The 22379-nt window shown below is 52.6% G+C and carries 18 protein-coding genes; 9 read left to right on the forward strand and 9 right to left on the reverse strand.

Translation table 11 applies throughout. The features are described 5' to 3' along the window. Positions 1 to 15 precede the first annotated feature (15 nt). The 4 genes from AC53GJ_RS03865 to pepA form a co-directional block, all read right to left on the reverse strand. Positions 16 to 669: an FG-GAP repeat domain-containing protein gene (locus tag AC53GJ_RS03865; RefSeq protein WP_496731225.1), complete on the reverse strand. Its 654-nt coding sequence runs from the start codon at positions 667 to 669 to the stop codon at positions 16 to 18. A gap of 599 nt (positions 670 to 1268) precedes the next feature. Beyond that, the gene (locus tag AC53GJ_RS03870) at positions 1269 to 4133 is read right to left on the reverse strand and encodes a valine--tRNA ligase (RefSeq protein WP_496731226.1); all 2865 of its coding nucleotides are present in this window, start codon (positions 4131 to 4133) and stop codon (positions 1269 to 1271) included. A 13-nt stretch (positions 4134 to 4146) separates the two neighbouring features. Further along, complete coding sequence (locus tag AC53GJ_RS03875; protein ID WP_496731227.1) at positions 4147 to 4614, reverse strand: DNA polymerase III subunit chi; 468 nt, start codon at positions 4612 to 4614, stop codon at positions 4147 to 4149. 134 nt (positions 4615 to 4748) lie between these two features. Continuing rightward, a complete protein-coding gene (gene pepA / locus AC53GJ_RS03880) occupies positions 4749 to 6257 on the reverse strand; it encodes a leucyl aminopeptidase (RefSeq protein ID WP_496731228.1) in 1509 nt (502 codons plus the stop codon). 185 nt (positions 6258 to 6442) lie between these two features. Here pepA and lptF point away from each other — a divergent pair, with 185 nt between their 5' ends. After that, positions 6443 to 7552, forward strand: a complete 1110-nt coding sequence (lptF, locus tag AC53GJ_RS03885) for an LPS export ABC transporter permease LptF (RefSeq protein WP_496731229.1) — start codon at positions 6443 to 6445, stop codon at positions 7550 to 7552. Then, positions 7545 to 8609, forward strand: coding sequence for an LPS export ABC transporter permease LptG (lptG, locus tag AC53GJ_RS03890; protein WP_496731230.1), 1065 nt, complete (start codon positions 7545 to 7547; stop codon positions 8607 to 8609). Before lptF ends, lptG begins: the two co-directional genes overlap by 8 nt. Here the strand turns inward: lptG and AC53GJ_RS03895 are convergent, their stop codons facing one another. Continuing rightward, the gene (locus AC53GJ_RS03895; protein WP_496731231.1) at positions 8610 to 9377 is read right to left on the reverse strand and encodes a substrate-binding periplasmic protein; all 768 of its coding nucleotides are present in this window, start codon (positions 9375 to 9377) and stop codon (positions 8610 to 8612) included. Between the two features lie 2 nt (positions 9378 to 9379). Then, a complete protein-coding gene (locus AC53GJ_RS03900) occupies positions 9380 to 10471 on the reverse strand; it encodes an SMP-30/gluconolactonase/LRE family protein (protein WP_496731232.1) in 1092 nt (363 codons plus the stop codon). Between the two features lie 164 nt (positions 10472 to 10635). Between AC53GJ_RS03900 and AC53GJ_RS03905 the strand changes: the two genes are divergently transcribed. From AC53GJ_RS03905 to AC53GJ_RS03920, 4 genes are all read left to right on the forward strand, one after another. Further along, on the forward strand, positions 10636 to 11985 hold the full coding sequence (locus tag AC53GJ_RS03905; RefSeq protein ID WP_496731233.1) for a DUF2252 family protein: 1350 nt from the start codon (positions 10636 to 10638) through the stop codon (positions 11983 to 11985). Between the two features lie 134 nt (positions 11986 to 12119). Continuing rightward, the gene (umuD, locus tag AC53GJ_RS03910) at positions 12120 to 12560 is read left to right on the forward strand and encodes a translesion error-prone DNA polymerase V autoproteolytic subunit (RefSeq protein ID WP_496731234.1); all 441 of its coding nucleotides are present in this window, start codon (positions 12120 to 12122) and stop codon (positions 12558 to 12560) included. Between the two features lie 54 nt (positions 12561 to 12614). Next, positions 12615 to 13937, forward strand: coding sequence for a translesion error-prone DNA polymerase V subunit UmuC (umuC, locus tag AC53GJ_RS03915; protein ID WP_496731235.1), 1323 nt, complete (start codon positions 12615 to 12617; stop codon positions 13935 to 13937). Between the two features lie 255 nt (positions 13938 to 14192). Continuing rightward, entirely contained in the window at positions 14193 to 15896 is a 1704-nt protein-coding gene (locus AC53GJ_RS03920; protein WP_496731236.1) for a methyl-accepting chemotaxis protein, read from the forward strand. A gap of 123 nt (positions 15897 to 16019) precedes the next feature. Here the strand turns inward: AC53GJ_RS03920 and AC53GJ_RS03925 are convergent, their stop codons facing one another. Then, a complete protein-coding gene (locus AC53GJ_RS03925) occupies positions 16020 to 16886 on the reverse strand; it encodes a LuxR C-terminal-related transcriptional regulator (protein WP_496731237.1) in 867 nt (288 codons plus the stop codon). A 139-nt stretch (positions 16887 to 17025) separates the two neighbouring features. Between AC53GJ_RS03925 and tyrS the strand changes: the two genes are divergently transcribed. Continuing rightward, on the forward strand, positions 17026 to 18333 hold the full coding sequence (gene tyrS, locus AC53GJ_RS03930) for a tyrosine--tRNA ligase (protein ID WP_496731238.1): 1308 nt from the start codon (positions 17026 to 17028) through the stop codon (positions 18331 to 18333). A gap of 121 nt (positions 18334 to 18454) precedes the next feature. Then, positions 18455 to 19699 carry a chromate efflux transporter gene (chrA, locus tag AC53GJ_RS03935; RefSeq protein WP_496731239.1) on the forward strand — a complete coding sequence of 415 codons (1245 nt, stop codon included), beginning with the start codon at positions 18455 to 18457 and terminating at the stop codon, positions 19697 to 19699. A gap of 169 nt (positions 19700 to 19868) precedes the next feature. Here the strand turns inward: chrA and AC53GJ_RS03940 are convergent, their stop codons facing one another. After that, complete coding sequence (locus tag AC53GJ_RS03940) at positions 19869 to 21032, reverse strand: phospholipase A (RefSeq protein WP_496731240.1); 1164 nt, start codon at positions 21030 to 21032, stop codon at positions 19869 to 19871. A 94-nt stretch (positions 21033 to 21126) separates the two neighbouring features. Further along, entirely contained in the window at positions 21127 to 22023 is an 897-nt protein-coding gene (locus AC53GJ_RS03945) for a LysR family transcriptional regulator (protein WP_496731241.1), read from the reverse strand. Between the two features lie 131 nt (positions 22024 to 22154). On the opposite strand from AC53GJ_RS03945, the gene AC53GJ_RS03950 reads away from it, so the two are divergent. Continuing rightward, positions 22155 to 22304: a hypothetical protein gene (locus tag AC53GJ_RS03950; protein WP_496731242.1), complete on the forward strand. Its 150-nt coding sequence runs from the start codon at positions 22155 to 22157 to the stop codon at positions 22302 to 22304. Positions 22305 to 22379: the final 75 nt, after the last annotated feature.

The following is a 22379-nucleotide window of genomic DNA, read 5'->3' on the forward strand; positions in this document are numbered from 1 at the left end:
CAGCAAAGAGGATGTTTAGTGAGGTTTGATTTCACCAAAAGGCTTATATTCGTTGGTTTTAATCAGGTTCCCTTGTTGATCGCTTTCCCCGATCACTGAGCCTAAAATATCGGTATGAATAAACACCACACCATAAGTTGTTGGTGTAGGAACCAGATAGACTTTGCCCTGGCTGTCCGTGACATCCAGATAACCATCATTATTCAGATCACGTAACTGGTAACCAGAGCCTAAAACAGCAGTTCCAGCTGCAGCAAACGTCTGATAATTCATGCCTTGACTAAACAGCAGCAGAAAAGGCGTCGCTGGTTTTGTGGTTTCGATAAAATAATCCAGGCTCCCATCGGCATTTAAGTCAATCACTCTGATACTTTTAATCAGTGCGCTGCCAGCAACTTTGCTGCTGGCATGCCACTGCTGCGCACTGAGGGGTTGCACTGTCCAGACATTATTTGTGTTGGAAATTTTATAATAAGGCTGCTCAGACTGGACAAAGAGGGGGATGTCCACATGACTATGGAGCAACACAAATTTAGATTTTTCCAGTAAATAGGTATTATTTTGCTGATCGGAAAAAATTTCATAGTGTTTGGCGTGGGCATGGGTCGACAAGGCGCAAGCCAATAACAGGCAGTACTTCAATACTGGCTTGAAGGATGGATGAAACATAACAATTCCTTTTATTACCGCTGTTGTCACCCGCTATTGGCTTTGCGGGAGAACAAAACGGTTGATAGTTGCGAGCGATGCAGCACGAGCTTGGCGATTATGAATGTCATGTTAATTCAAATTTGCTATTTGTGAAATACTTAGTTTGACTGGTATGTTAGTTGGCTGAGTTGGTCCATGAGCCTATTGAGCATGCGCTTTCGTACACTGTATGCATGTGCTTTTTGTTGCTGCTTAAATGTTTATTTGTGTTGTCAATCATGCGCGGCCAATGTTGGGCAGCAGTCAGCGGATTCGGTCTGGTGTGACAATACTGAGTAAGCATGTGGGGAAGGGTCTGCAATTGTTGTGCGAGCAAAACCTTGATAGTCACTCACATCAAAGCGCTCCCGCAGGGCCGGGGCAAAATATCCTCATACGGCGTTAAATTCCTTCGGTTTAGTTCACTAAACCTTCAGAAATTTGCCTTGTCTGAGTCCTATTTTGCCCACGGCTGCTGCCGTTTTTTTAAACTGTTCGGTGCTCCAGGTACAGAATGACCAAAGGCGACTTGTAGATCGCCTTTGGTTAGGTGTGCCGGACAGATAAGTGACTACAGCTTACAGCGCCGCAATCTCCGCCTGTTGTGCCAATAGTTTCACCACAGCCGCCTCTGCATCTGCCAGTTTTTCCCGCTCTTTTGCCAGCACTGCTTCCGGCGCTTTAGCGACAAAACCTTCGTTGGCGAGCTTGCCGGCGACCCGGGCTGTTTCTTGCTGCAGTTTTTCCAGTTGCTTGGCGATGCGAGCCAGTTCAGCGTCTTTGTCAATCAGACCCGCCATTGGGATCAGAATATCCATCGACCCCAGTAACTGGGCGGCGCTGGCTGGGGCAGTGTCGGTAGCTGTCAGCACTGTGATGCTGTCAAGCTTGGCCAGATTTTGCAGTAGCTGCTGGTTTTGCTCTAAACGACGGCTGTCATCAACAGCTAAATTGCGCAGCAGCACCGGTAATGGTTTGGTCGGGGCTATATCCATTTCACCGCGGATGTTGCGGATGGCAACGATAAAGTTTTTCACCCATTCAATATCGGCAGCGGCCTGGTCATTGATCAAAGCAGCGTCACTTTGTGGATAAGCCTGTAGCATAATGCTATCGCCAGCGTTCAGATCGGTGCGGATCATTGGCGCGACCCGTTGCCAAATTTCTTCGGTGATAAACGGCATGATCGGGTGCATTAAGCGTAACAAGGATTCCAGTACCGTCAGCAAGGTATGGCGGGTACCACGTTGCTGCGCTTCATCACCTTTAAATAATACCGGTTTGGTCAGTTCCAGATACCAGTCACAGAACTGGTTCCAGGTGAACTCGTACAGGGTATTGGCTGCCATATCAAAACGATAGCTGTCCAGATACTGACGGAATTGCGCGACGGTTTGCTGATACTGGCTTAAGATCCACTGATCAGCCAGCGACAGTGTCATGTCGCCGCCTGCGACCCCACAATCTTTGCCCTCGGTCATCATGGTGACATAACGGCTGGCATTCCACAGTTTGTTACAGAAGTTGCGGTAACCGTCGAGGCGTTTCATATCCCAGTTGATATCGCGGCCAGTCGACGCCAGCGCGGCCAGGGTGAAGCGCAGCGCATCGGTACCACAGGCATCGATGCCGTCCGGGAATTGCTTTTTGGTCTGGTTGCCGATTTTTTCTGCCAGTTGTGGTTGCATCATATTGCTGGTGCGTTTGGCTAACAAATCGTCCAGGCTGATGCCGTCAATCATATCCAGCGGATCGATGACGTTGCCTTTGGATTTCGACATTTTATCGCCGTTTTCGTCGCGGATAAGACCAGTCACATACACAGTCTTAAACGGCACTTGCGGCTTGCCGTTTTCGTCTTTGACAAAATGCATTGTCATCATAATCATCCGGGCCACCCAGAAGAAAATGATGTCAAAACCTGTTACCAGTACGTCTGTTGGGTGGAAGGTTTTTAACTCTTCAGTATTGTCTGGCCAGCCGAGCGTGGAGAAAGTCCAGAGCGCAGAACTGAACCAGGTATCTAATACGTCATTGTCCTGACGCAGCGCGACATCTGCAGCTAAACCATGTTTGGCACGCACTTCAGCTTCATCGCGGCCGACATAAACTTTACCGTCGTTATCGTACCAGGCCGGAATGCGGTGACCCCACCACAGCTGACGACTGATACACCAGTCCTGAATATCGCGCATCCAGCTGTAGTACATGTTTTCATATTGTTTTGGCACAAACTGGATGTCGCCGTTCTCCACCGCTTCGATGGCGGTTTTGGCCATAGGCGCAACCCGCACATACCATTGGTCGGTCAGCATCGGCTCAATCACCACGCCAGAGCGGTCGCCGTAGGGCAGGGTGTTGGTCAGGGCTTCGATTTTGTCCAGTAAGCCAGCGGCATCAAAAGCAGCGACAATAGCTTTGCGGGCGGCGTAGCGATCGAGGCCTGCCAGTTCGGCTGGGATCGGTGCGGTTAAATTCGGGTTTTCTTCGCCATTGGTAAAGAAACACTCACCTTCAGTGCGGATGGTGGCGTCTTTGGTCAGCACATTGATCAGCGGCAGTTGATGACGTTTACCCACTTCATAGTCGTTAAAGTCATGCGCCGGCGTGATTTTGACACAACCCGAGCCTTTTTCTTTATCAGCATGCTCGTCGGCAATGATCGGAATACGGCGATTGACCAGTGGCAGTAAAATTTCTTTGCCAATTAATGACTGGTAACGCTCGTCATCTGGATTAACGGCAACGGCGGTATCACCCAGCATGGTTTCCGGCCGGGTGGTGGCAACCACGACATAGTTTTTACCATCAGCAGTTAAAGCGCCATCGGCCAGCGGGTAACGCAAGTGCCAGAACTGGCCTTGTTGTTCTTTGCTTTCGACTTCTAAATCGGAAATTGCGGTGTGCAGTTTTGGATCCCAGTTCACTAGACGTTTGCCACGGTAAATCAGGTCGTCTTGGTATAAGCGGACAAAGACTTCCTGCACTGCGTTCGACAGACCATCGTCCATGGTAAAACGTTCTTTATCCCAATCGACTGAGTTGCCTAACCGACGCATTTGTTCGGTGATAGTGCCACCCGATTCGGCTTTCCATTGCCAGACTTTTTCGATAAAAGCCTCACGGCCCATGGCGTGGCGATCGGGTTTACCCTCGGCGGCCAGTTTGCGCTCCACCACCATCTGAGTGGCGATACCTGCATGGTCAGTACCGACTTGCCATAAGGTGTTTTTACCTTGCATCCGCTGGTAACGGGTCAGCGCATCCATAATGGTTTGCTGGAACGCATGGCCCATGTGCAGGCTGCCGGTGACGTTTGGCGGCGGGATCATAATGCAATAAGCGCCGTTTGAGTTGTCACCTGAAGGTTTGAAATAGCCTTTGCTTTCCCAGGCCTGATACATAGCCTGTTCGATTTGACTTGGGTTAAATTTAGTTTCCATTGCGATACCTGTTTCAGCTGGCCGGCACGGTTTGCGGTGTCACACCTAGCTGGCGATAGTGTTTATACTTTTGCCGGGCTATGTCTTTATCAGACTCTGCCGCTGGCACAAATTCGATGATCTGACTGAACCTTTGGACAAAATCCGGTACAGTTTCAGTTAAATTGATCAGCACCTGGCGCTGAGTTCTGGGGGCTGACCAGCTGATTTCAACCGGAGCGCCCCGGGCCGGACCTTCACCGGCCAGATTATGCGGCACAAAGCTGTGCGCATCGAACTGCCATAATACCTCATCGACCAGTTCAGCGTCTTGCTGATTTGCGCAGTAGACAAAGACTTTCAGACTTTGCCGGTACAAGCTGGCGCATAACTGGCAAACCCGGTGCATATGTTGCAGCCGCAGTTCCGTCGCCAATTTGTTTGCATCATGGCCGGGCTGGTCAGTCGGCTGCGGTGGCGGCAGATAAAACTGTACTTGCATGGGATCTGCCTCTGGTTCAGATGGTGTTGCGATGACACCAAAACAACACTGGCCAGGATAACCGGGCCAGTGGATGGTGATGGTCGCTGTCGGGTTCAACCGCCGCGACCAGCAACGGCTGGAAGCGCGAGCTGTTAATGCTCCGGATGCGCACCAGCCCGGTTAATTAAAAATTGCGTCAGCAGCGCCACCGGGCGGCCGGTCGAGCCTTTGTCTTTGCCACCACTGCGCCAGGCAGTACCCGCGATGTCCAAATGCGCCCAGTTATATTTGCGGGTGAATTTTGACAAGAAACAGGCTGCGGTAATAGTGCCAGCGGCACGACCACCAAGGTTACTGAAATCGGCAAAGGGGCTTTCCAGCTGATCATGGTAATCATCCCATAATGGCAGACGCCAGGCCCGATCACCACTTTGCTCTGAAGCATTGAGAATTTCATGTGCCAGCGGGTTATGGTTACTCAGCAAGCCAGAAGCATGTTTACCCAGAGCCACCACACAAGCGCCGGTTAAAGTGGCGACGTCAATCACCACATCCGGATCAAAACGTTCGACATAGGTCAGGGCATCACAGAGCACTAAGCGACCTTCGGCATCGGTATTCAGTACTTCAACCGTCTGGCCTGACATGGTGGTCAGAATATCGCCTGGCCGGTAGGCTTTGCCATCCGGCATGTTTTCAGCAGCAGCGAGTACCCCAATCACATTCAGGGGTAAACCTAAGCTGGCCACTGCATTCATGGTGCCGAGCACAGAAGCGGCGCCACACATGTCGTATTTCATTTCATCCATGCCATCGCTTGGCTTGATGCTGATACCGCCGGTATCAAAGGTCAGGCCTTTGCCGACCAGCACCACTGGCGCGCTGCTATCGGCGGCGCCCTGGTATTTGATCACAGCCATTCTGGCTTCGTTGTCAGAACCACGTGCTACCGCCAGATAAGAATGCATACCTAAGGCCGTCATTTCCGGTACGCCCAGTACTTCAATACTGAGTTTTTCGCTGATGCCGCCAAGGGTTTTGGCTTGTTCTGCCAACCAGGCTGGCGTACAGATATTCGGTGGCATATTGCCAACGTCTTTACATTGTTTAATGCCAGCGGCAATGGCCAGTCCATGTTCGACCGCTTTTTCGCCGATGGTTAAATCGCGTCGGGTCGGTACATTAAAGACAATTTTACGCAACGGCCGACGGGTTTCGTCTTTTTTGCTCTTCAGCTTGTCGAACACATACAGACTGTCCTGCGTGGTTTCCACCGCATGGCGCACTTTCCAGTAGGTATCGCGGCCTTTGACATGCAGTTCCGACAGGAAACAAACGGCTTCCATCGAACCGGTTTCGTTGAGGGTGCTGATGGTTTTGGCGATGATCTGCCGGTATTGCCGTTCGTCCAGTTCACGTTCTTTGCCGCAACCAACCAGCAACACCCGCTCACTTAGTACATTCGGCACATGGTGTAATAACAGCATCTGCCCTGGTTTGCCTTCCAGATCACCACGGCGCAGCAGGTTACTGATATAACCTTCACTGATTTTATCTAATTGTTCGGCCACCGCAGATAAGCGGCGCGGTTCGTACACGCCAACGACAATACAAGCACTGCGTTGTTTCTCCGGACTTCCGCTTTTAACGCTGAACTCCATGTCAACTCCTGATTCTAACAGACGATGTTCGGGGTGAAACCGAGTTTAAACCGGCCTGAAATGGCTGGCATTAATAAAAAAGCTCGGATTTCATCGGACTTTAGTCGATAATAATTGCTATAAATATCCAGTTTACTTAAAAATTGCCAGCGTGCCAGCAAAAAGACTGGTTTTTGGGGGGCATTTTGATTGTTTTTCGTTATTTGATTGGCGAAGTGTTTAAATCGCAGCTGGCGGTGTTCCTGATCCTGATCACTATTATTCTCAGCCAGCGTTTTGTCAAAATCCTCGCTGATGCCTCGGAAGGGGAATTGCCGGGGCAATTAGTGCTGACCCTGGTGGCGCTGAAGCTGCCGCAGATGGCGATTCTTATTTTACCGCTGGCGGCTTTTTTAGGCGTATTAATCGCTTACAGCCGGATTTACGCCGAAAGTGAGATGACGGTGTTGCATGCCACTGGCATCAGCGAATGGTTTGTCGGGCGTATCACTTTGGTACTGTCGTTGCTTGTCGCCCTGGCTGCGGCCGGTTTAACGCTGTATGTCAGTCCCTGGGCCGCCGAGCGCGAATATCATCTGATGGAAAAAGCAACGGCTGATTCCGGTTTGTCGACGTTAATTCCGGGGCGTTTCCAGCAAACTTCCAATGAAAAAGCTGTGGTGTTTGTCCATGATATCAGCCGGGATGGCACGACCTTGTCGAAGGTATTTCTGGCGCAACAAGCGACGGCAGAAGGGATGCCGCATTCGGTGGTTTATGCCGAAACGGGTCAGGTGATGGAAGACAGTTCAGGCGCGCAACGACTGATGCTGAGCCAGGGCCGGCGTTATTCCGGTGCTGTGGATGCACCTATGTATGATGTGCTGGAGTTTGGTCGTTATGATTTACAAATCCGCGAGCAACAGGCCGAGCAACGGCGGCGCAAGCTCAGCAGTTTACCGACGCTGGAATTGTTGCAGCAGTCTGGCGCTGAAGCCCGCGCTGAATGGCATTGGCGCTTGGCCATTCCATTGTCGATCCCGATTTTGATGTTACTGGCAGTGCCGCTCAGTCGCGTTAATCCACGGCAGGGTAAATTTGGCCGTTTGCTACCCGCCTTTAGCTTGTTTCTTGGTTATTACATTTTGCTGATTATCAGTCGCTCGTTGCTGGAAGACGGTAAATTACCGTTGGCACTTGGGATGTGGTGGATCCACGCCCTGGCCGCTATGCTGGCGGCAGCCTTGTTTTTGCAGCACCGTGCCGGAGCCCAGCGGTTAAAAGCCCGTCTGTTTGGTCGGGGGGATCATGCTTAGTATTGTTGATATCTATATTGGCCGGATTATTTTATCGACTTCGGCCTTGTCGTTGTCGGTGCTGCTGGCGTTGTCCGGCATGTTCCGTTTTATTGACCAGTTACGGCTGATTGACCGTGGTGATTTTACCATTCTGACGGCGGCAATCTTCAGTCTGTGCAGCATTCCGGGCGATGTGATGTTATTTTTCCCGATGGCGGCGCTGATTGGGGCTTTGATCGGGCTTGGTATGCTGGCCAGTAACAGTGAGCTGGTGGTGATGCAGGCGGCGGGCATGTCGCGCTTGAATATCATCATGTCTGTAATGAAAACCTCGGTGCTGATGATGTTGCTGGTGATGGCCATTGGTGAGTGGGGCGCGCCGGCGTCAGAAAAATTTGCCCGTGAACTGAAAACCAAAGCCATCTCCGGCGGTAATTTATTTGCCGCCCAACAAGGTGTTTGGGCCAAAGATGGCGATGATTTTGTCAATATCCGGCGCGTGTCGGATAGCGGTGAATTAAAAGACGTCACGATTTATGAATTTTCACCCGAGCTGGTGTTGCAAGCGATTGTGAATGCCAAAAGTGGCGTGTTCAGTGGTGGCGTCTGGCAACTGGAACAGGTCAGCCGGTTGCATTTTCGTGATGATAAAGTCGAGCAGCATCGCTGGCCGTTACAACGCTGGCGCTCCAGTCTGACGCCGGACAAACTCGGTGTGGTCAGCGTCAAGCCTGAGCTGTTGTCTTTACAAGGTTTGTCGAGTTATCTGGATTATCTGCAAAGTAACCAGCAGGAAAGTAGCCGTTATCAACTGGCATTCTGGCGTAAAGCGACGCAGCCGCTGACGATCGTGGCGATGATGTTGATGGCGCTTTCTTTTATTTTTGGGCCGCTACGCAGTGTGACCATGGCCGCCAGGGTGCTGATGGGGATCCTGACCGGTTTTGGTTTTTATCTGGCCAATGAAGTATTTGGCCCGGTGGCGCTGGTGTATCAGTTACCGCCCTGGTTAGGGGCTGTGTTGCCGAGTCTGTTATTTATCAGCGTCGCCAGTTATCTGATGCAGAAAAAGTAGTCAGGGCGTAGGTTGTTGCTGATAACTTTGCACCAACTGTTGCAATTGACCTTCAGCGGCCAGCTCAGTTAAAGCTTGTTGCAGCGCCTGAGCTGTGGCGGCTGGCACTGCCGGATGCAGCGCCAGAAAATTCTGACCAACATCGCTGATATCCAACACGGCTTCGACCTCGGCCGTTGTGTTTGGTTGTGATAACCAATTGCTCAGCATCAGTTCCGAGGCGATGAGTAAATCAATTTTTCCTTTTAAAAATAACGGCACAGGCTCAGATTTGGTCGAAAACTTCACCAGATTTTTGCCATGCATAAAACCCTGCGACAAGAAAAACTCTTCATAAATATCGCCGTGCGCCACCCCAATAGAATAGGCTTTGGCATCACTGAGTTGCTGTAACTTAATTTCAGGGCGGCGTTTTAACCGGTACAAATAAGCTTTGGACGATGCCAGCGGCCCCAGCCACTGAAACAAGGGTGCCCGTTTGGGGGTGCGCACTATCGAAAAAATGCCGCTGTGCGGATTTTTTTGTGCCAGTTCAAAAGCTCTTAACCATGGATAAAGCACAAATTCGCACTGGATGGCGGCCCGTTCACAGGCGAGCCGTAACAAATCTGCGTTAATCCCTCTGACTTGTTGCTGCTGCACAAAACTATAAGGTGGAAAATGTTCGGTGTATAACGTCAATTGTGCCTGCTCTGCGGCCATCGCGGGCCGCACAGTGAGCAGATCCAAGCATAGCAACAGGATAGTACCAAAGCATGACCTGTGCATGCTTAGCGCCCGCCTGGTGCAAGCTGCGGGGTGGCAGGTTTTAACGCCATCCTTAACAAGTAACTGCTGGCGGTGATATAGATATATTGCCGATCTTCACTCAAGGCCAGATTGGCCGCAGCCACTGGCAACTGCAATAAACCCAGTTGTTGACCGCTGGCGCTGAAGACCCAAATACCGCCGGGGCCAGTGGCCAGGATCTGACCGGATGACAGCACTTTCAGACCATCAGGTAAACCCGGCTTGCTGCTGGCGGCATGGGTGGCATCTGCAAACAATTCAGCTGCGGCCAGCGAACCATCTGGCTGCACTGCAAAACGCCACCACTGGGCGGCGGCGGGATCCGAGTTGGCGACATATAACCAACGCTGATCCGGTGACAACGCCAGTCCATTAGGTTTGCTCAGACTGCGTTCCAGCAATTGCAGTTGTAAATCAGGCGTCAAGCGCCAGATACCATTAAAAGCCAAATCTTTGGCACTGGAACGATCGCCTTGGGCCAGGCCATAAGGTGGATCGGTAAAATAATAAGATTGGTCGTTATGCTGCACCAGATCGTTTGGACTATTCAGCCGGCGTTGATCCTGTACTGTAGCGCCAGCTTGCTGGCTGGCCAGCGTCTGATACTGCGGCTTGCCGTCTTTAAAACCTGTCAGCACAGCCAGCCGGCGGTCACCATGCTGTGCCAGCACCAGTTGTTGTTGCTGATTAAACAGCAAGCCATTGGCACCTTGTTTTAAGCTGTCATCCGGCCACAGTCCGGTCGCGCCGGACGGACTCAGATACAGCTGTAAACCCTGGCCGGGATGCCAGCGATAGACTTTATTGGCCGGCACATCGGAAAACAGGATGGCACCAGTGCCAGGCTCCGCCACTGGCCCTTCGGACCAGTCAAACCCCTCAGCCAACAGTTCAAACTGGGCGTCAGCCGCCACCAGTTGTAATAGTTCAGGTTGTAGCACCTGCACTGGTTTGGCCAGAAATTGCGCCGGTAATACCTTGGATTGTTGCAGCTCAGTGCTGGGGTCATTGCCCGCCATCACAGTGCAAGGCAACATACTTAACAGCAGAATAGGGAATAATATTGGCATCATCAGACTGGCTTGTGGTTAAAACTTAGCCAAGCCTAGCATTGTTTCTGGCGTGAAGAAATGGACCAGGCTGTTTTTCCTGTCAGCCTTTTTATGTCATGCTGGGCATCACATGCTGGGCATCACATGCTGGGCATCACATGCTGGGCAACAACATAGGAGAATTGATGATGTCACAACAGGAAGCAAGCAGAACACAGGCTTTAATTGCCGAATTTAGCCGGACTGATGGCGTAGATCCAAGCCGGCAATGGCTCGGCAAACATCAAAAAATGGCGGGCAGTGCCTTTCGCTTTTTACGCGGCAGTTCGGGTTTATTTTATGCCGATATCGCCAGTGGGCTATTCGCTTTGCCTCAGAGCCTGCTGCAGTGGCCAGTGACCACTGTGATGGGAGACTGCCATCTGTCGAATTTTGGTTTTTTTACCGAAGAGGGCAGCTCTGGTTCTGAGGTGATTTTTGCGCCCAATGATTTTGACGATGCCTGCATCGGCCATGCCGTCTGGGATCTGAGCCGTTTTGCCGTTAGTTTGTTATTGGCGGTGGATGAATCGCAGCAACAACTGGCCAGCAGCCTTTCAGTACAACCGCCATTGCAGGCTGCTACGGCTGAGCAAGCCGCTGCAGCAGTGTTATTGTTTTTCCGCCAATATGCCAGACAATGTCAGCAGATTGCTGCAGATCCTGAGTTACGCTATCAAGCGCAACCGGCTTTTGCCAAACAGCATGTGCTGCATCAGGCGCAGAAAAAGGCTCGTCGTCGCGCCACAACCGGCGAGCATTTCCTGACCAAAAGTACTCTGGCCAAACTGGTTGACCTGCATGCCCGGCCACTGCAGTTTAAACAGGACCCGGACAAATTTTTACGGTTATCCTCTGAGCACTATCAGCAGGTTGCCAGCAGTTTCCGGCCTTATGTCAATGATGAGATCCTGGATATCGTCAGCCGGCAAGGCGCGGGCACAGGATCGATGAACTTACAGCGTTATTATTTGCTGGTAGGACCCAAAGCGCTGCTGACTGCGGGGGAGCAGGGCGCCGAAGATCTGATGTTGTGCCATGTGGTTGAAGCCAAACAACAGCGGCGCTCGGCCCCGTTACACTTTTTTGCCGGGTTGGATCCGGTGAATCAACTCAATGACGCCCACCTGACGGTGGACTGCCAAAGGTTGATGCAGCGAAGGCCCGATCTGGTGCTGGATGAACATTATTTTGCCGGCGCGCATTATCTGGTGCGCTCGCTGCACCATGCCAATGTTGATTTGGATCCGGTGGATATTTGTCTGCATCCGACCGCGCCTGAACAGCAGTTGCTGGATTATGCCAGCGCTTGTGCTGATGCGCTGGCACTGGCCCACAGTCGTGGTGATCGGCGTTCAGTGCGTTTTGAACAAGCAGTGGCTGCCACTTTACCCGCGCAAGCGACCCTATTGCTGCAACTATGTCAGCAATATGCCGGGCAGATGCGCCTTGACTGCGGTTTATTAGCTGGATTGTTGGAGCAGCAATCCGTTTAAACAACGAGCAGTAAACCATTGAACAAAGCGCTCTGTGCCGATGTTGATGATTGAGTCGCAGCGTGATTGGCATTTGGCGTTCTGCAAAATCCAAGATATACTGTTTATTCATACAGTGTCTTTTGGAGGTTGCCATGTCGACAGTTGCTTTATTGGGGCAAGCCAGTCCACAGTCTGGATTGGCGTTACCGCTGTTTGCCGATCGGGTAGCGGCCGGTTTTCCATCGCCGGCGGCCGATTATATTGAGCAGGCGCTGGATTTAAATGAGTTGTGTATCAGCCGGCCTGCCGCCACTTTTTTTGTCCGGGTCAGTGGCGATTCCATGGTCGATGCCGGTATTTATCCGCATGATGTGCTGGTGGTCGACCGGTCGCTGACACCGCAGCAAGGTGATGTGGTGATTGCTTGCTTGAATGCCGAGCTGACGGTAAAAGAACTGCAATTAACGCCTTGTGTGCGGTTATTACCGCGCAACCCACGTTATGCGCCGATTGAGCTGGCACCTGATCAGGAGCTGCAGATCTTTGGCGTGGTGACGACTGTGGTGCGGCAATGCCGGCGCCGGCACAGCTAAGCTGTGGCTGTTGAGCGCAACAGCGCTGTTGTCGGCACGGCGCTGGGCAGGAGGATGCAGCCGCAACGACCGCCAGATCGTCAGACTGTCGCTGCGACAGCGGTGGCGCCAGCCTTTGCGCTGGTCGATTGCAACAATTTTTATGCCTCTTGCGAAAAGCTGTTCCGGCCGGATCTGGCGACTAAGGCCGTGGTGGTATTATCCAATAATGATGGTTGTGTCGTGGCGCGCTGTCCGCTGGCCAAGCAACTGGGGGTGCGGATGGGTATTCCGGCCTTTCAACTGCGTCCTTTGCTGCAAACCGGGGCTGTGGTGGCATTTTCTTCCAATTATGCCTTATACGCCGATATGTCGGCCCGGGTGATGCAAACGCTGGCAGAGTTGGCGCCAGCCGTTGAGGTGTATTCAATTGATGAAGCTTTTTTGGATGTGAGCGGATTGTCAGCCACGGATAGAGCGCAGCTGGGTCAGCAGATCCGGCAGCGGATCCGGCAGTGGCTGGGGCTCAGCGTTTGTGTTGGGATAGCGCCCAGCAAAACGCTGGCCAAGCTGGCAAATGCAGCTGCCAAACAGTATCCGGCCACCGGCGGGGTGGTGGATCTGACTGATCCGGTACGGCAGCGCAAGTTACTGGCGCTGACACCGGTTGGCGAGGTGTGGGGCATTGGTAACAAACTCAGTCAGCGTTTGCAGAGGTTGCAGATCAACACTGCTTTGCAACTGGCCACTGCGGATGCCGGTTTGATCCGGCAGCAGTTTTCGGTGGTGGAACAGCGGATAGTGCAGGAATTGAATGGCCAGTCCTGCCTGATATTGGAAGATCTGCCGCAGCCTAAACAACAAATTATCAGTTCACGTTCTTTTGGCACTGTGATCTGCGATCGACAACAGATGAGTGAGGCACTCTGTGAATATATCAGCCGTGCTTGCCAGAAACTCAGGCAGGAGCAGCAACAGGCTTGTCAACTGACGGTGTTTTTGCGGACCAGTCCTTTTGCCAGGCAGCCATATTATGCCGATAGCCGTTCTGGCCGTCTGGCGTTGCCAAGCAGTGACACCCGTGATTTTTTCCAACTGCTGCCAGCTTTACTGGCGGCGATCTGGCGCGATGGCCATCGTTACAGCAAAGCTGGTGTGATGCTGACCGATTTTTATCCGGCAATGCAGGTGCAGCCGGATCTGTTTGTCAGTAGCAGCAGTGCCGATCCGACCGGTCGTGGTGCACAGCTGATGCAAGTGCTGGATCTGATTAATCACAGCGGCCGCGGTAAAGTCTGGTTTGCCGGTCAGGGCATCCGACAATGCTGGCAAATGAAACGGCAGAGTTTATCACCGGCTTATACCACCAATTGGCAGCAACTGGCCTGGGTTCGTTAAATCGCCGCCGATAAGGGCAGGCTGTTCGTCGCGAAAATAACAACTGATGGGCAGAATAGCTGGCAGATCAGCCAATTAGCGTTATAGTTTGCAAAGTTAAATATTGCATTGACCAAGTCGCCTCAGCGGATGTGCTGCTCCCAGCCTTGAGCTGCCAAGATGTTCACAAGAGCTGGCGGAACGGACTGCGCAGTCATCATGCCGATGCCGATGCCGTATCCGTTGCGTCTGGCGCGCTTACAATCAGGAGGCTCTATGGCTTTTTTCCACACTGTTGGCGGGCGTTTGTTATTGATACCCATAGTGGCTCTGCTCGGTTTTGTGTTGTTGGCTGCGGTGGCACTGAATGCTTTGCAGCACAGCCTGATGCAGGGGCGGGAAGCGAAGGTCATGGCAGTGGTGGCCAGTAGCCTGAGTTTGGTCAAGCATTATCAGAGCCTGCAGCAAGATGGCAGCCTGACCGAACAGCAGGCACAGCAACAGGCGATCGCTGCCATAAAAGCCATCCGCTATGAAGGGACTGAATATATCTGGATCAATGATTTAAGCCGGCCTTACCCTATCATGATGATGCATCCGACCGTGCCGGCGCTGGATGGAAAACCGCTGGATAGTCCAAACTTTAACCACGCGACTTTGTTGCGTAATGTCGATGGCAGTTCGCAGCAACCATTGAACAATGCCAATTTATTTGTCAGTTTTGTTGATACTGCCGAGCGGTTTGGCCAGGGTTTTGTCGAATATCAATGGCCAAAACCTGTTGCCGGTGGTGGTGTCACTGCAGAGCGTTATCCGAAACTATCCTATGTGGCCAAAGATCCCGGCTGGGGCTGGGTGTTGGGCTCTGGTATTTATATTGATGATGTCAAAGCGGCTTTTTGGCAGGTAGCGCGGCAAATTGCTGGGGTGGTGCTGCTGGCGATGCTGCTGACCGCCGCTTTATCCTGGTATATCCGGCGTTGGTTGTTGCAAAGTTTAGGTGGCGAAGTCAGTACCGCCACAGCCTTGGTACAACAAGTGGCCGGCGGCAATTTTGCCGTGCAGTTTCAACTGACACCAGGCGATCAGCATAGTTTGTTAGCGGCTTTGAGTACACTGGTGCAGAAATTGCGCGACATTATTGGCCAGCAAAGTCAGTTAGCAGACCAATTGGCCGATCAGTCAGCGCTGCTGGATGATAACAGTCAACAGACGCAACATATTATGCAGGATGTGATGCACCAGACGTCGCAGGTGGCGACCGCTGTGCATCAGATGAGCACCACTTGTGAAGATATGGCGCGTAGCGCTACGCTGGCGGCCCGTTCGACCCGCGAGGCCGGCACTGAAGCTGAAGCCGGGGTGAGTGCAGTGGCGCAGACCATCAGCGCTATTGATGGCTTAAAAAATCAGCTGGAACAAGTCAGTCAGGTGATTAGTTTGTTATCTAAACGGGGTCAGGAAGTCGGTGCTGTCACGGATGTGATTGGTGCTATTGCCGAACAAACCAACCTGCTGGCACTGAATGCCGCTATTGAAGCGGCCAGAGCTGGGGATATGGGGCGTGGTTTTGCCGTGGTGGCCGATGAAGTCAGAACCCTGGCCAAACGTTCGCAGGATTCAACCGTTGATATCAATAAAAAAGTGCTCGGCATTCAGCAAGATTCAGCTCAGGCTGTACAGTCGATGGCGCAAAGTCAGCAGGATACCAGCCGGACTATCGAATGTTCACAACTAGCCAATACTGCGTTGCTCAGGATCAGCAGTGCGGTCGGCAGTATCACAGATGTGAATGATCAACTCGCCAGTGCCACCGAGCAACTGGCGGTGGTATCGGCCACGATCAATGAAAACATGGAAAACATTGCCGGAGCTGTGCAAAGTACCAGCAGCAAGTTCAGTCAGTTGTCGGCCGCCAGTCAGCAATTACGTCAGATGGCCGCGCAAATGAAAACCTCATTAGCAGCCTTCAGGTTATAGCGCTTGGTGTCATCGCACGCCAGTTAGGGCGCGCTATTGATTTAATAGTGCAATCACGCGCCTGTTTGAGCGCGTTTTGTTGCATAACGCGGCAGCAGCTGCGCTTCGGTGCATTTCACAACTTTATGCTGGCGCTGCATTCGCCTGTTGCAGATACGCCAGTGCTAAGGCTGATAATTCCGCCATGGAACTGACTCTTAACTGACGATAAATCGTTTTCCGATGGTTGCGCACTGTGCCGCAGCTCAGTTGCAAGCGTTGCGCTATCGCTTGATTATCCAGCCCTTGTAATAACAACTGCAGCACCTGATAAGGCCGGGTTGGCAATAACGCCAGACCAAATTGTTGCAGTACGGGCTGCACCTGAACTGGCATCGTTTGTTTGGCTGTGTTTAGCTGAAACAGCCGCTGATGCTGCTGACATAAGCTCTGGCAGAGATTCAGATAAGGCTGTAACTCTGTTTTGGCCCGTTCAGCCGCCGCCGCATCAGGCAGCGTCATCGATAATACCCACCAGAATTCAGGTTGCAGTTGTACCAGGCAGACCAGTTCATGTTGCCAGCCGGTATGCTGATAAAATTGCTGCTGGTAGGGTTGTTGCGCCAGCGCACGAACATCAGTGGCATAATCGCGCGCGAGCTGACTGGCGAGATAAAAACCCGGTTGAATGCCTTGCCGGATGGCCTGGAACACCGGATCCTGCTGAAAAAAATGCGGCAGATATTGTTCAAACAATAAATCGCGCGCCTGTTGCAATTCATCATAAAGATAAAGGGGCCGCTCCCGCTGATCAATCGCCAGCACCACCACTTGCTCCAGTACGGCCAGGCTGCGAAACCAGCCAACCAGCGCGGCAGCAAAGCCGGGTTGCGCCAATTTTTGTACCAGCTGTGTCAAGGCTGTCAGCGCCGCCACTGAGTCAGTGCTGACAAGCTCAGTGGCCACTGTGGTCGGGTTGTTGCTGCCTGGTACTTGGGGATTGTTGCTCATACCGAACGCATCTGCTGCTGAAACTCGCCTGAAATGGTTGTTCAGATTATCCCAAATGGGATATCTGGCCAAGTGGGTTTTGTGTGTGACACTGACGGTTCATCACTCAACCCTCATTGAGCTCAGTCGGAGATATCGGATGGATAGCCCTTCATTACTGGATGATTTGGCCGCTCGCGGCTTGATCGCCCAGTCCACTCCATTAGTGCAACTGCAGCCATTGCTGGCCGAACCACAGCAGCAGCCAGTGCGGCTCTATTGTGGTTTTGACCCCACAGCCGGCAGTTTGCATATTGGCCACTTGGTACCTTTATTGTTGCTGCGTCGTTTTCAACAGGCTGGCCATCAGGTGATAGCGCTGATCGGCGGTGCCACCGGCCTGATTGGTGATCCCAGTTTTAAAGCCAGCGAACGCGGTTTGCAATCTGCCGCTCAGGTTGCCAGTTGGGCCGAACAGCTACAGCAGCAGATCCGGCAATTGTTGCCGCAGGATGGCGCTGGTTCTGTGTTGATCCTGAATAATGCCGACTGGCTCAGTCAAATGACGGTGCCACAATTACTGCGCGATGTTGGCAAACATTTTTCCGTCAATGCGCTGCTGCAGCGTGAATCTGTGCGGCAACGGCTACAGCGGCCTGAACAAGGCTTATCCTTTACCGAGTTCAGTTATGTGCTGCTACAGGCCTATGATTTTGCGATGTTAAACCGGCATTATGGCTGCCAGTTGCAAATTGGCGGACAGGATCAGTGGGGCAATATTGTCAGTGGCATCGATTTAACACGGCGGCTGAATCAGCAACAGGTCTATGGCCTGACACTGCCGTTGATCACCAAAGCGGACGGCACTAAATTTGGTAAAACCGAAACCGGCACCATTTGGCTGGATCCGGCGCTGACATCGCCTTACCGCTTTTATCAGTTCTGGCTTGCGGTCAGCGATCGGGATGTTTACCCCATGCTACGTTGGTACAGCAGTATGAGCATCGAGGCGATTGCGGCTTTAGAGCGCAGTGACCAGCAACAACAGGGCAAACCGCAGGCGCAACAACTGCTGGCGGCTGAGCTGACCGCCCTGGTGCACGGCCAGTCCGGTCTGGCGGCGGCACTACGCATCAGTCAGGCTGTATTTCAGACTGAGTCTGGCCAGCTCAGTCGCAGTGACTTAGCGCAGTTACAGCAGGACGGGATGCCGGCGCAACAGGTGGATGCCCGGTTGGAACTGCAACAATTATTGTTGCAAAGCGGTTTGCTCAGTTCAAAACAGCAATTGCGGCAACTGCTGCAAGCTGGGGCTTTGCAACTGAATGACAGGCAAATCCAGCCAGCGCAACTGACGCAGCCGCTGGCGGCACAACCGGCACTGCAGCAGCAGTATTGGCTATTGCGCAAAGGTAAAAAAACGACCTTATTATGGTATAGCGCTGCCAGTGCTGAGTTACCGTCATAAAAGTGTCATTGTTGTAATGGACGGACACAGTACAATAGTCTGACAGGCATCAGCCTCTCGTCGCTAGCATTGCAGTCAGCGGCGAGGGGCTGAGTTTAATGTAGTCAATGGAGCTATCCTCTTGTCCCAAACCTTGCCAACCACCAAGTCACAGAGCGGACTCAGCGAACCAGCGCAGCCCGATGGCCGTTATTGGCAAATTTTCCGGTTATTTTGTTGGCTGGGTTGCACCAGCTTTGGCGGTCCGGTGGCACATCTGGAGGTCTTTCGCCGGGTCTTTGTGGAACAGCGCCGTTGGTTCAGCGCCGGCCAATATGCCGATCTGGTGGCTTTGTGTCAGTTTTTACCCGGGCCTGCCAGCAGCCAGACCGGGATTGCCATCGGCTTGCTACGTGCCGGGTACCCCGGCGCTTTATGCGCCTGGTTGGGTTTTACCTTGCCGTCTGCCTTGCTGTTGGCGGCTTTTGCTTGGTTGCTACTGTCAAACAATGGCCAGTGGCTGAGTGGTGTCGGTCAGGGACTGGCGGTGGCAACTGTGGCTGTGGTGGCACAAGCTTTGGTGGGCATGAGCCGGACCTTAGCACCAGACTGGCCGCGCCGCTTGGGGGCAGTCAGTTGCGCCTTGTTGCTGTTCTGGGCTGAGCACTGGGCCTGGCAACTGCTGTGTTTGTTGTTGGGGGCTGTGATTGGTTGGGCTTGGTATCGCCGCAAGCTTGAATCGCCAGCCAATCACAATGCCGATTGGCGGCAAGCAGGTCAGTATGTGCCCAGCCGCCAGGCTGGCGCTGGCTGGTTACTGCTCTGTGCTGCGCTGTTATTGTTGTTACCGTTGCTGGCACAGCAACAGCCAGTGCTTTGGCTGCAACTGAGCGATAGTCTGTATCGGGCCGGCGCTTTAGTATTTGGTGGCGGTCATGTGGTGTTGCCCTTGTTACAGGCAGAAGCAATACCGGCTGGCTGGCTCAGTGACGAACAATTTCTGGCCGGTTATGGTGCCGCCCAACTGGTACCTGGGCCTTTATTCAGCTTTGGCACTTTTATCGGCTATCTGGCCGGCGGTTGGCTGGGCGCTCTGTTGGCCACAGTGGCGATTTTTTTGCCAGCCTGGTTGCTGCTGGTGGGGGCTTTACCTTTTTGGTTGCAGGGGCTGCGACAGCCCGGACTGCAAGCCGCTTGTGCCGGTATTCATGCGGTTGTACTAGGTTTTTTGCTGGCGGCTTTTATCCAGCCGGTGCTCAGTCACGGTATCCGCAGCTGGCTGGATGCCATGCTGGCGCTGCTGGCTTTTGTTGCGTTGCAGTATGGCCGGTTGCCGGTGTGGCTGGTGGTGCCCTTGACCGCCAGCGTTGTGCTGCTGGCAACTTAACCGAAACCTGCTGGCTTGCTGTCAAAATTTTTTCATCAACAGGTCATCAATTTGTCGTGTAGGCTCGGCATCATACGCCTATGACAACCCCCCTGTTGTCTGTGCTGTCCTGGTTGTTTTTGTCCGAATTTGCTTGGATATGGAGCTCAATTGAGCTCCTTTTTATTTGCTAAAAGTTAAACAGCATCACGCCCAGGCCAATGCTGTGTTGACGTTGATTATAATCGAGCAGCGTTTCGCCATAACCGGAAAATAGCTGCAGGTGCCAGCGCAGGCCATCCAGTTTCTCACTGGTAAAAGGGTAGGTCATATCTAATTGCCAGGAGCCGCGGCTGAGATGAGAAAAATCGTTGCGCCAGACCAGACTGGCTGTCGCCAGCCCCGGCAACCAGGTCGCCGTCAGTTCGTGGCTGCCGATATAATCAATCAGATCCGGGTTATCGTCATCAGCGCTGTTCTCTGGTAAACGCTGATGATAGCGCCAGTTCAGGCCAAATTCGTTTTTATCCAGCGCCAAGCCAAAACTAACCTTATTCCAGCTGCGCGATAACGGATCGCTCTGGCCATTGGACTGATGGGCAATCCCAGCCTGTAACATCCGTACCCGCCAACCGCCCGGTAAAGTGCCAAATCTTTTCGCCAGCGGCAGTACATAAATCAGTTCCGGCTGGTAATCGGTGCTGCGAAATGGCGCTGAATCCTGTGAATTCCACAGTTGCCACATCGAACGCTGAGTAAAAGCAAACCAAAGATCGGCATTGTGCCAGAGCAAATTGCTGGCGATTTTGGTGCGTAACGAGATCTGTAACTTGGATTCTAACTGGCGATAATTATCATTGGCCGGACCCGGTTGTTTGACCGGACTTTGCGGCTGGCGGTTGATATTGGAGCTGTAATGCAAGGGCAAAAAGAAACTGGCCTGGTAACTGCGAAAGACGTACAAATCGCGTTTTTCGGTCTGGGTCAGCTCCCAGTATTTATCTAAGATGGTCGCCACTTCCAGCACGGGCTCGGTACTGATGCTGATGTTGCCAGGCGTTGGCGGTAATACGGCCAGCGCCTGTTCGGCCTGTCGTTGTGCAGTGTCGTCAACTGATGCGCGCTGCTGGCTGGCTGGGGCTCGTTGCGTGTCTGCTTGCGTGCCTGCAGTGGCGGCGCTGGGGTCAGCCGCAAACAGTTGATCGTAACAAGCCAGTCGCTGCCGGTCATCGCTGAACTGGCGGCAAACCGCCACGTCTTGCTGCGCTGCGGCTAATGTGGCCGGACTTAGCGTCAGACTCAGGCCACCAAGCAGCCATGGGGGAAAAAAAGTGGCGCTTTTGCTGTTTAACAAGAGGTGATGTCCCTATGCGAGTCACATGCAGAGCATTGTGGCAGAGATAGCGGCAGCTTGCATCGGCTTTTATCAACTTGCTGTGTTTACTTGCTCAAAGTGCGCCAATCCTGCTTTGCAGAAATTGCAGCACCAGTTTTAACCCGGCTTTCATATAAGCGCGGTGCGGATACACCAGATGGACCGGCAAAGGCGCTGGCATAAAGTCAGTCAGCACCGGCACCAGCAAGCCAGCCTGCAGTTCTTCTTCAACCTGATAGCGGGTTACAAACATAAAACCCATGCCACTGAGTACTGCAGGTTTGGCTGCTTTATTACTGTTGGTATGCAAGGGGCCCTGGATCGGCACCGAGAGCGGCTGATCCTGTTGCTGAAATTGCCAGTATTTCTCCGGGCCGCCGCTGGCGGTACTGATGCACTGATGTTGGGTTAATTCCATTGGATGTTGTGGAATACCATGGTTAGCCAGATAAGCAGGCGACGCGACCAACACTATCGGTAACCGGGTCAGGGGTCTGGCAATCAAACTGGAGCTGGCCAGCTTGCCAAAGCGGATGGCGACATCCACTTCTTCGGCCACTAAATCGACCAGCCGATCGGCTAAATCCAGCTCAATTTGCAGTTTGGGATAACGTTGCAGCAACTCTGGTAATAATGGCGCTATCACAGTGGCGCCAAAAGTAATAGCCACACTGATCCGGATCAGGCCAACAGGTTCATCACGCAGTTCAGCCAGATGATGTTCGGCTTGATCGGCCTGATCCACCACTTGCTGGCAGTAATTAAAAAAAGCCTGACCTTCAGCGGTCAGCCGCAGCGTTCTGGTGGTGCGTTGTAATAATCGCATCGCCAGATGGTGCTCCAGCCGGGCAATGGCTTTGCTGACTGCACCTTTGGACATTTGCAGTTGTAATGCCGCTAGGGTAAAGCTGCCGTGTTCAACCACTTTGGCGAAAATAGCCATGTCACTGAGCCTTTGTAGTAACGACATAAGCTGGGATCCTAGCGTTATTGTTTCTTTTAGGAAACAAAGTATCTCTGCTTTGGCGGCTAATCAAGCAAAACTAATAGGCGTAAAATCAGCATCAGTCGGTTGAGGCTGGGTTTGCCAGGAGTTAAGTGATGTTTTTACATAGACTTTTTTCGGTATTTAAAGGTTTGTTAGAAATGGATGGCTATCGAACCGATACTGTGCCAAAGGAAACTGCGCAACCGGCAGTTGCCAATACCCACAGCTGTGCTGAGCTGAATGCACCCTGCTTAAAAGTCTGACTCAACGCTTGGCGTCCAACGCTTGGCGTCCAACGCTTGGCGTCCAACGCTTGGCGTCCAACGCTTGGCGTCCAA

Source organism: Rheinheimera sp. B2H12, assembly GCF_059620065.1.

Excerpts from the sequence above, each read along its gene's own strand:
- AC53GJ_RS03945 (WP_496731241.1), bottom strand. The coding sequence starts at position 22,023 with ATGTCGTTACTACAAAGGCTCAGTGACATGGCTATTTTCGCCAAAGTG.
- umuC (WP_496731235.1), top strand. The coding sequence starts at position 12,615 with ATGCAGCCGCAACGACCGCCAGATCGTCAGACTGTCGCTGCGACAGCG.
- AC53GJ_RS03895 (WP_496731231.1), bottom strand. The coding sequence starts at position 9,377 with ATGCACAGGTCATGCTTTGGTACTATCCTGTTGCTATGCTTGGATCTG.
- tyrS (WP_496731238.1), top strand. The coding sequence starts at position 17,026 with ATGGATAGCCCTTCATTACTGGATGATTTGGCCGCTCGCGGCTTGATC.
- pepA (WP_496731228.1), bottom strand. The coding sequence starts at position 6,257 with ATGGAGTTCAGCGTTAAAAGCGGAAGTCCGGAGAAACAACGCAGTGCT.
- AC53GJ_RS03950 (WP_496731242.1), top strand. The coding sequence starts at position 22,155 with ATGTTTTTACATAGACTTTTTTCGGTATTTAAAGGTTTGTTAGAAATG.
- AC53GJ_RS03925 (WP_496731237.1), bottom strand. The coding sequence starts at position 16,886 with ATGAGCAACAATCCCCAAGTACCAGGCAGCAACAACCCGACCACAGTG.
- AC53GJ_RS03865 (WP_496731225.1), bottom strand. The coding sequence starts at position 669 with ATGTTTCATCCATCCTTCAAGCCAGTATTGAAGTACTGCCTGTTATTG.
- AC53GJ_RS03900 (WP_496731232.1), bottom strand. The coding sequence starts at position 10,471 with ATGATGCCAATATTATTCCCTATTCTGCTGTTAAGTATGTTGCCTTGC.
- AC53GJ_RS03905 (WP_496731233.1), top strand. The coding sequence starts at position 10,636 with ATGATGTCACAACAGGAAGCAAGCAGAACACAGGCTTTAATTGCCGAA.
- AC53GJ_RS03875 (WP_496731227.1), bottom strand. The coding sequence starts at position 4,614 with ATGCAAGTACAGTTTTATCTGCCGCCACCGCAGCCGACTGACCAGCCC.
- AC53GJ_RS03920 (WP_496731236.1), top strand. The coding sequence starts at position 14,193 with ATGGCTTTTTTCCACACTGTTGGCGGGCGTTTGTTATTGATACCCATA.
- lptG (WP_496731230.1), top strand. The coding sequence starts at position 7,545 with ATGCTTAGTATTGTTGATATCTATATTGGCCGGATTATTTTATCGACT.
- AC53GJ_RS03870 (WP_496731226.1), bottom strand. The coding sequence starts at position 4,133 with ATGGAAACTAAATTTAACCCAAGTCAAATCGAACAGGCTATGTATCAG.
- umuD (WP_496731234.1), top strand. The coding sequence starts at position 12,120 with ATGTCGACAGTTGCTTTATTGGGGCAAGCCAGTCCACAGTCTGGATTG.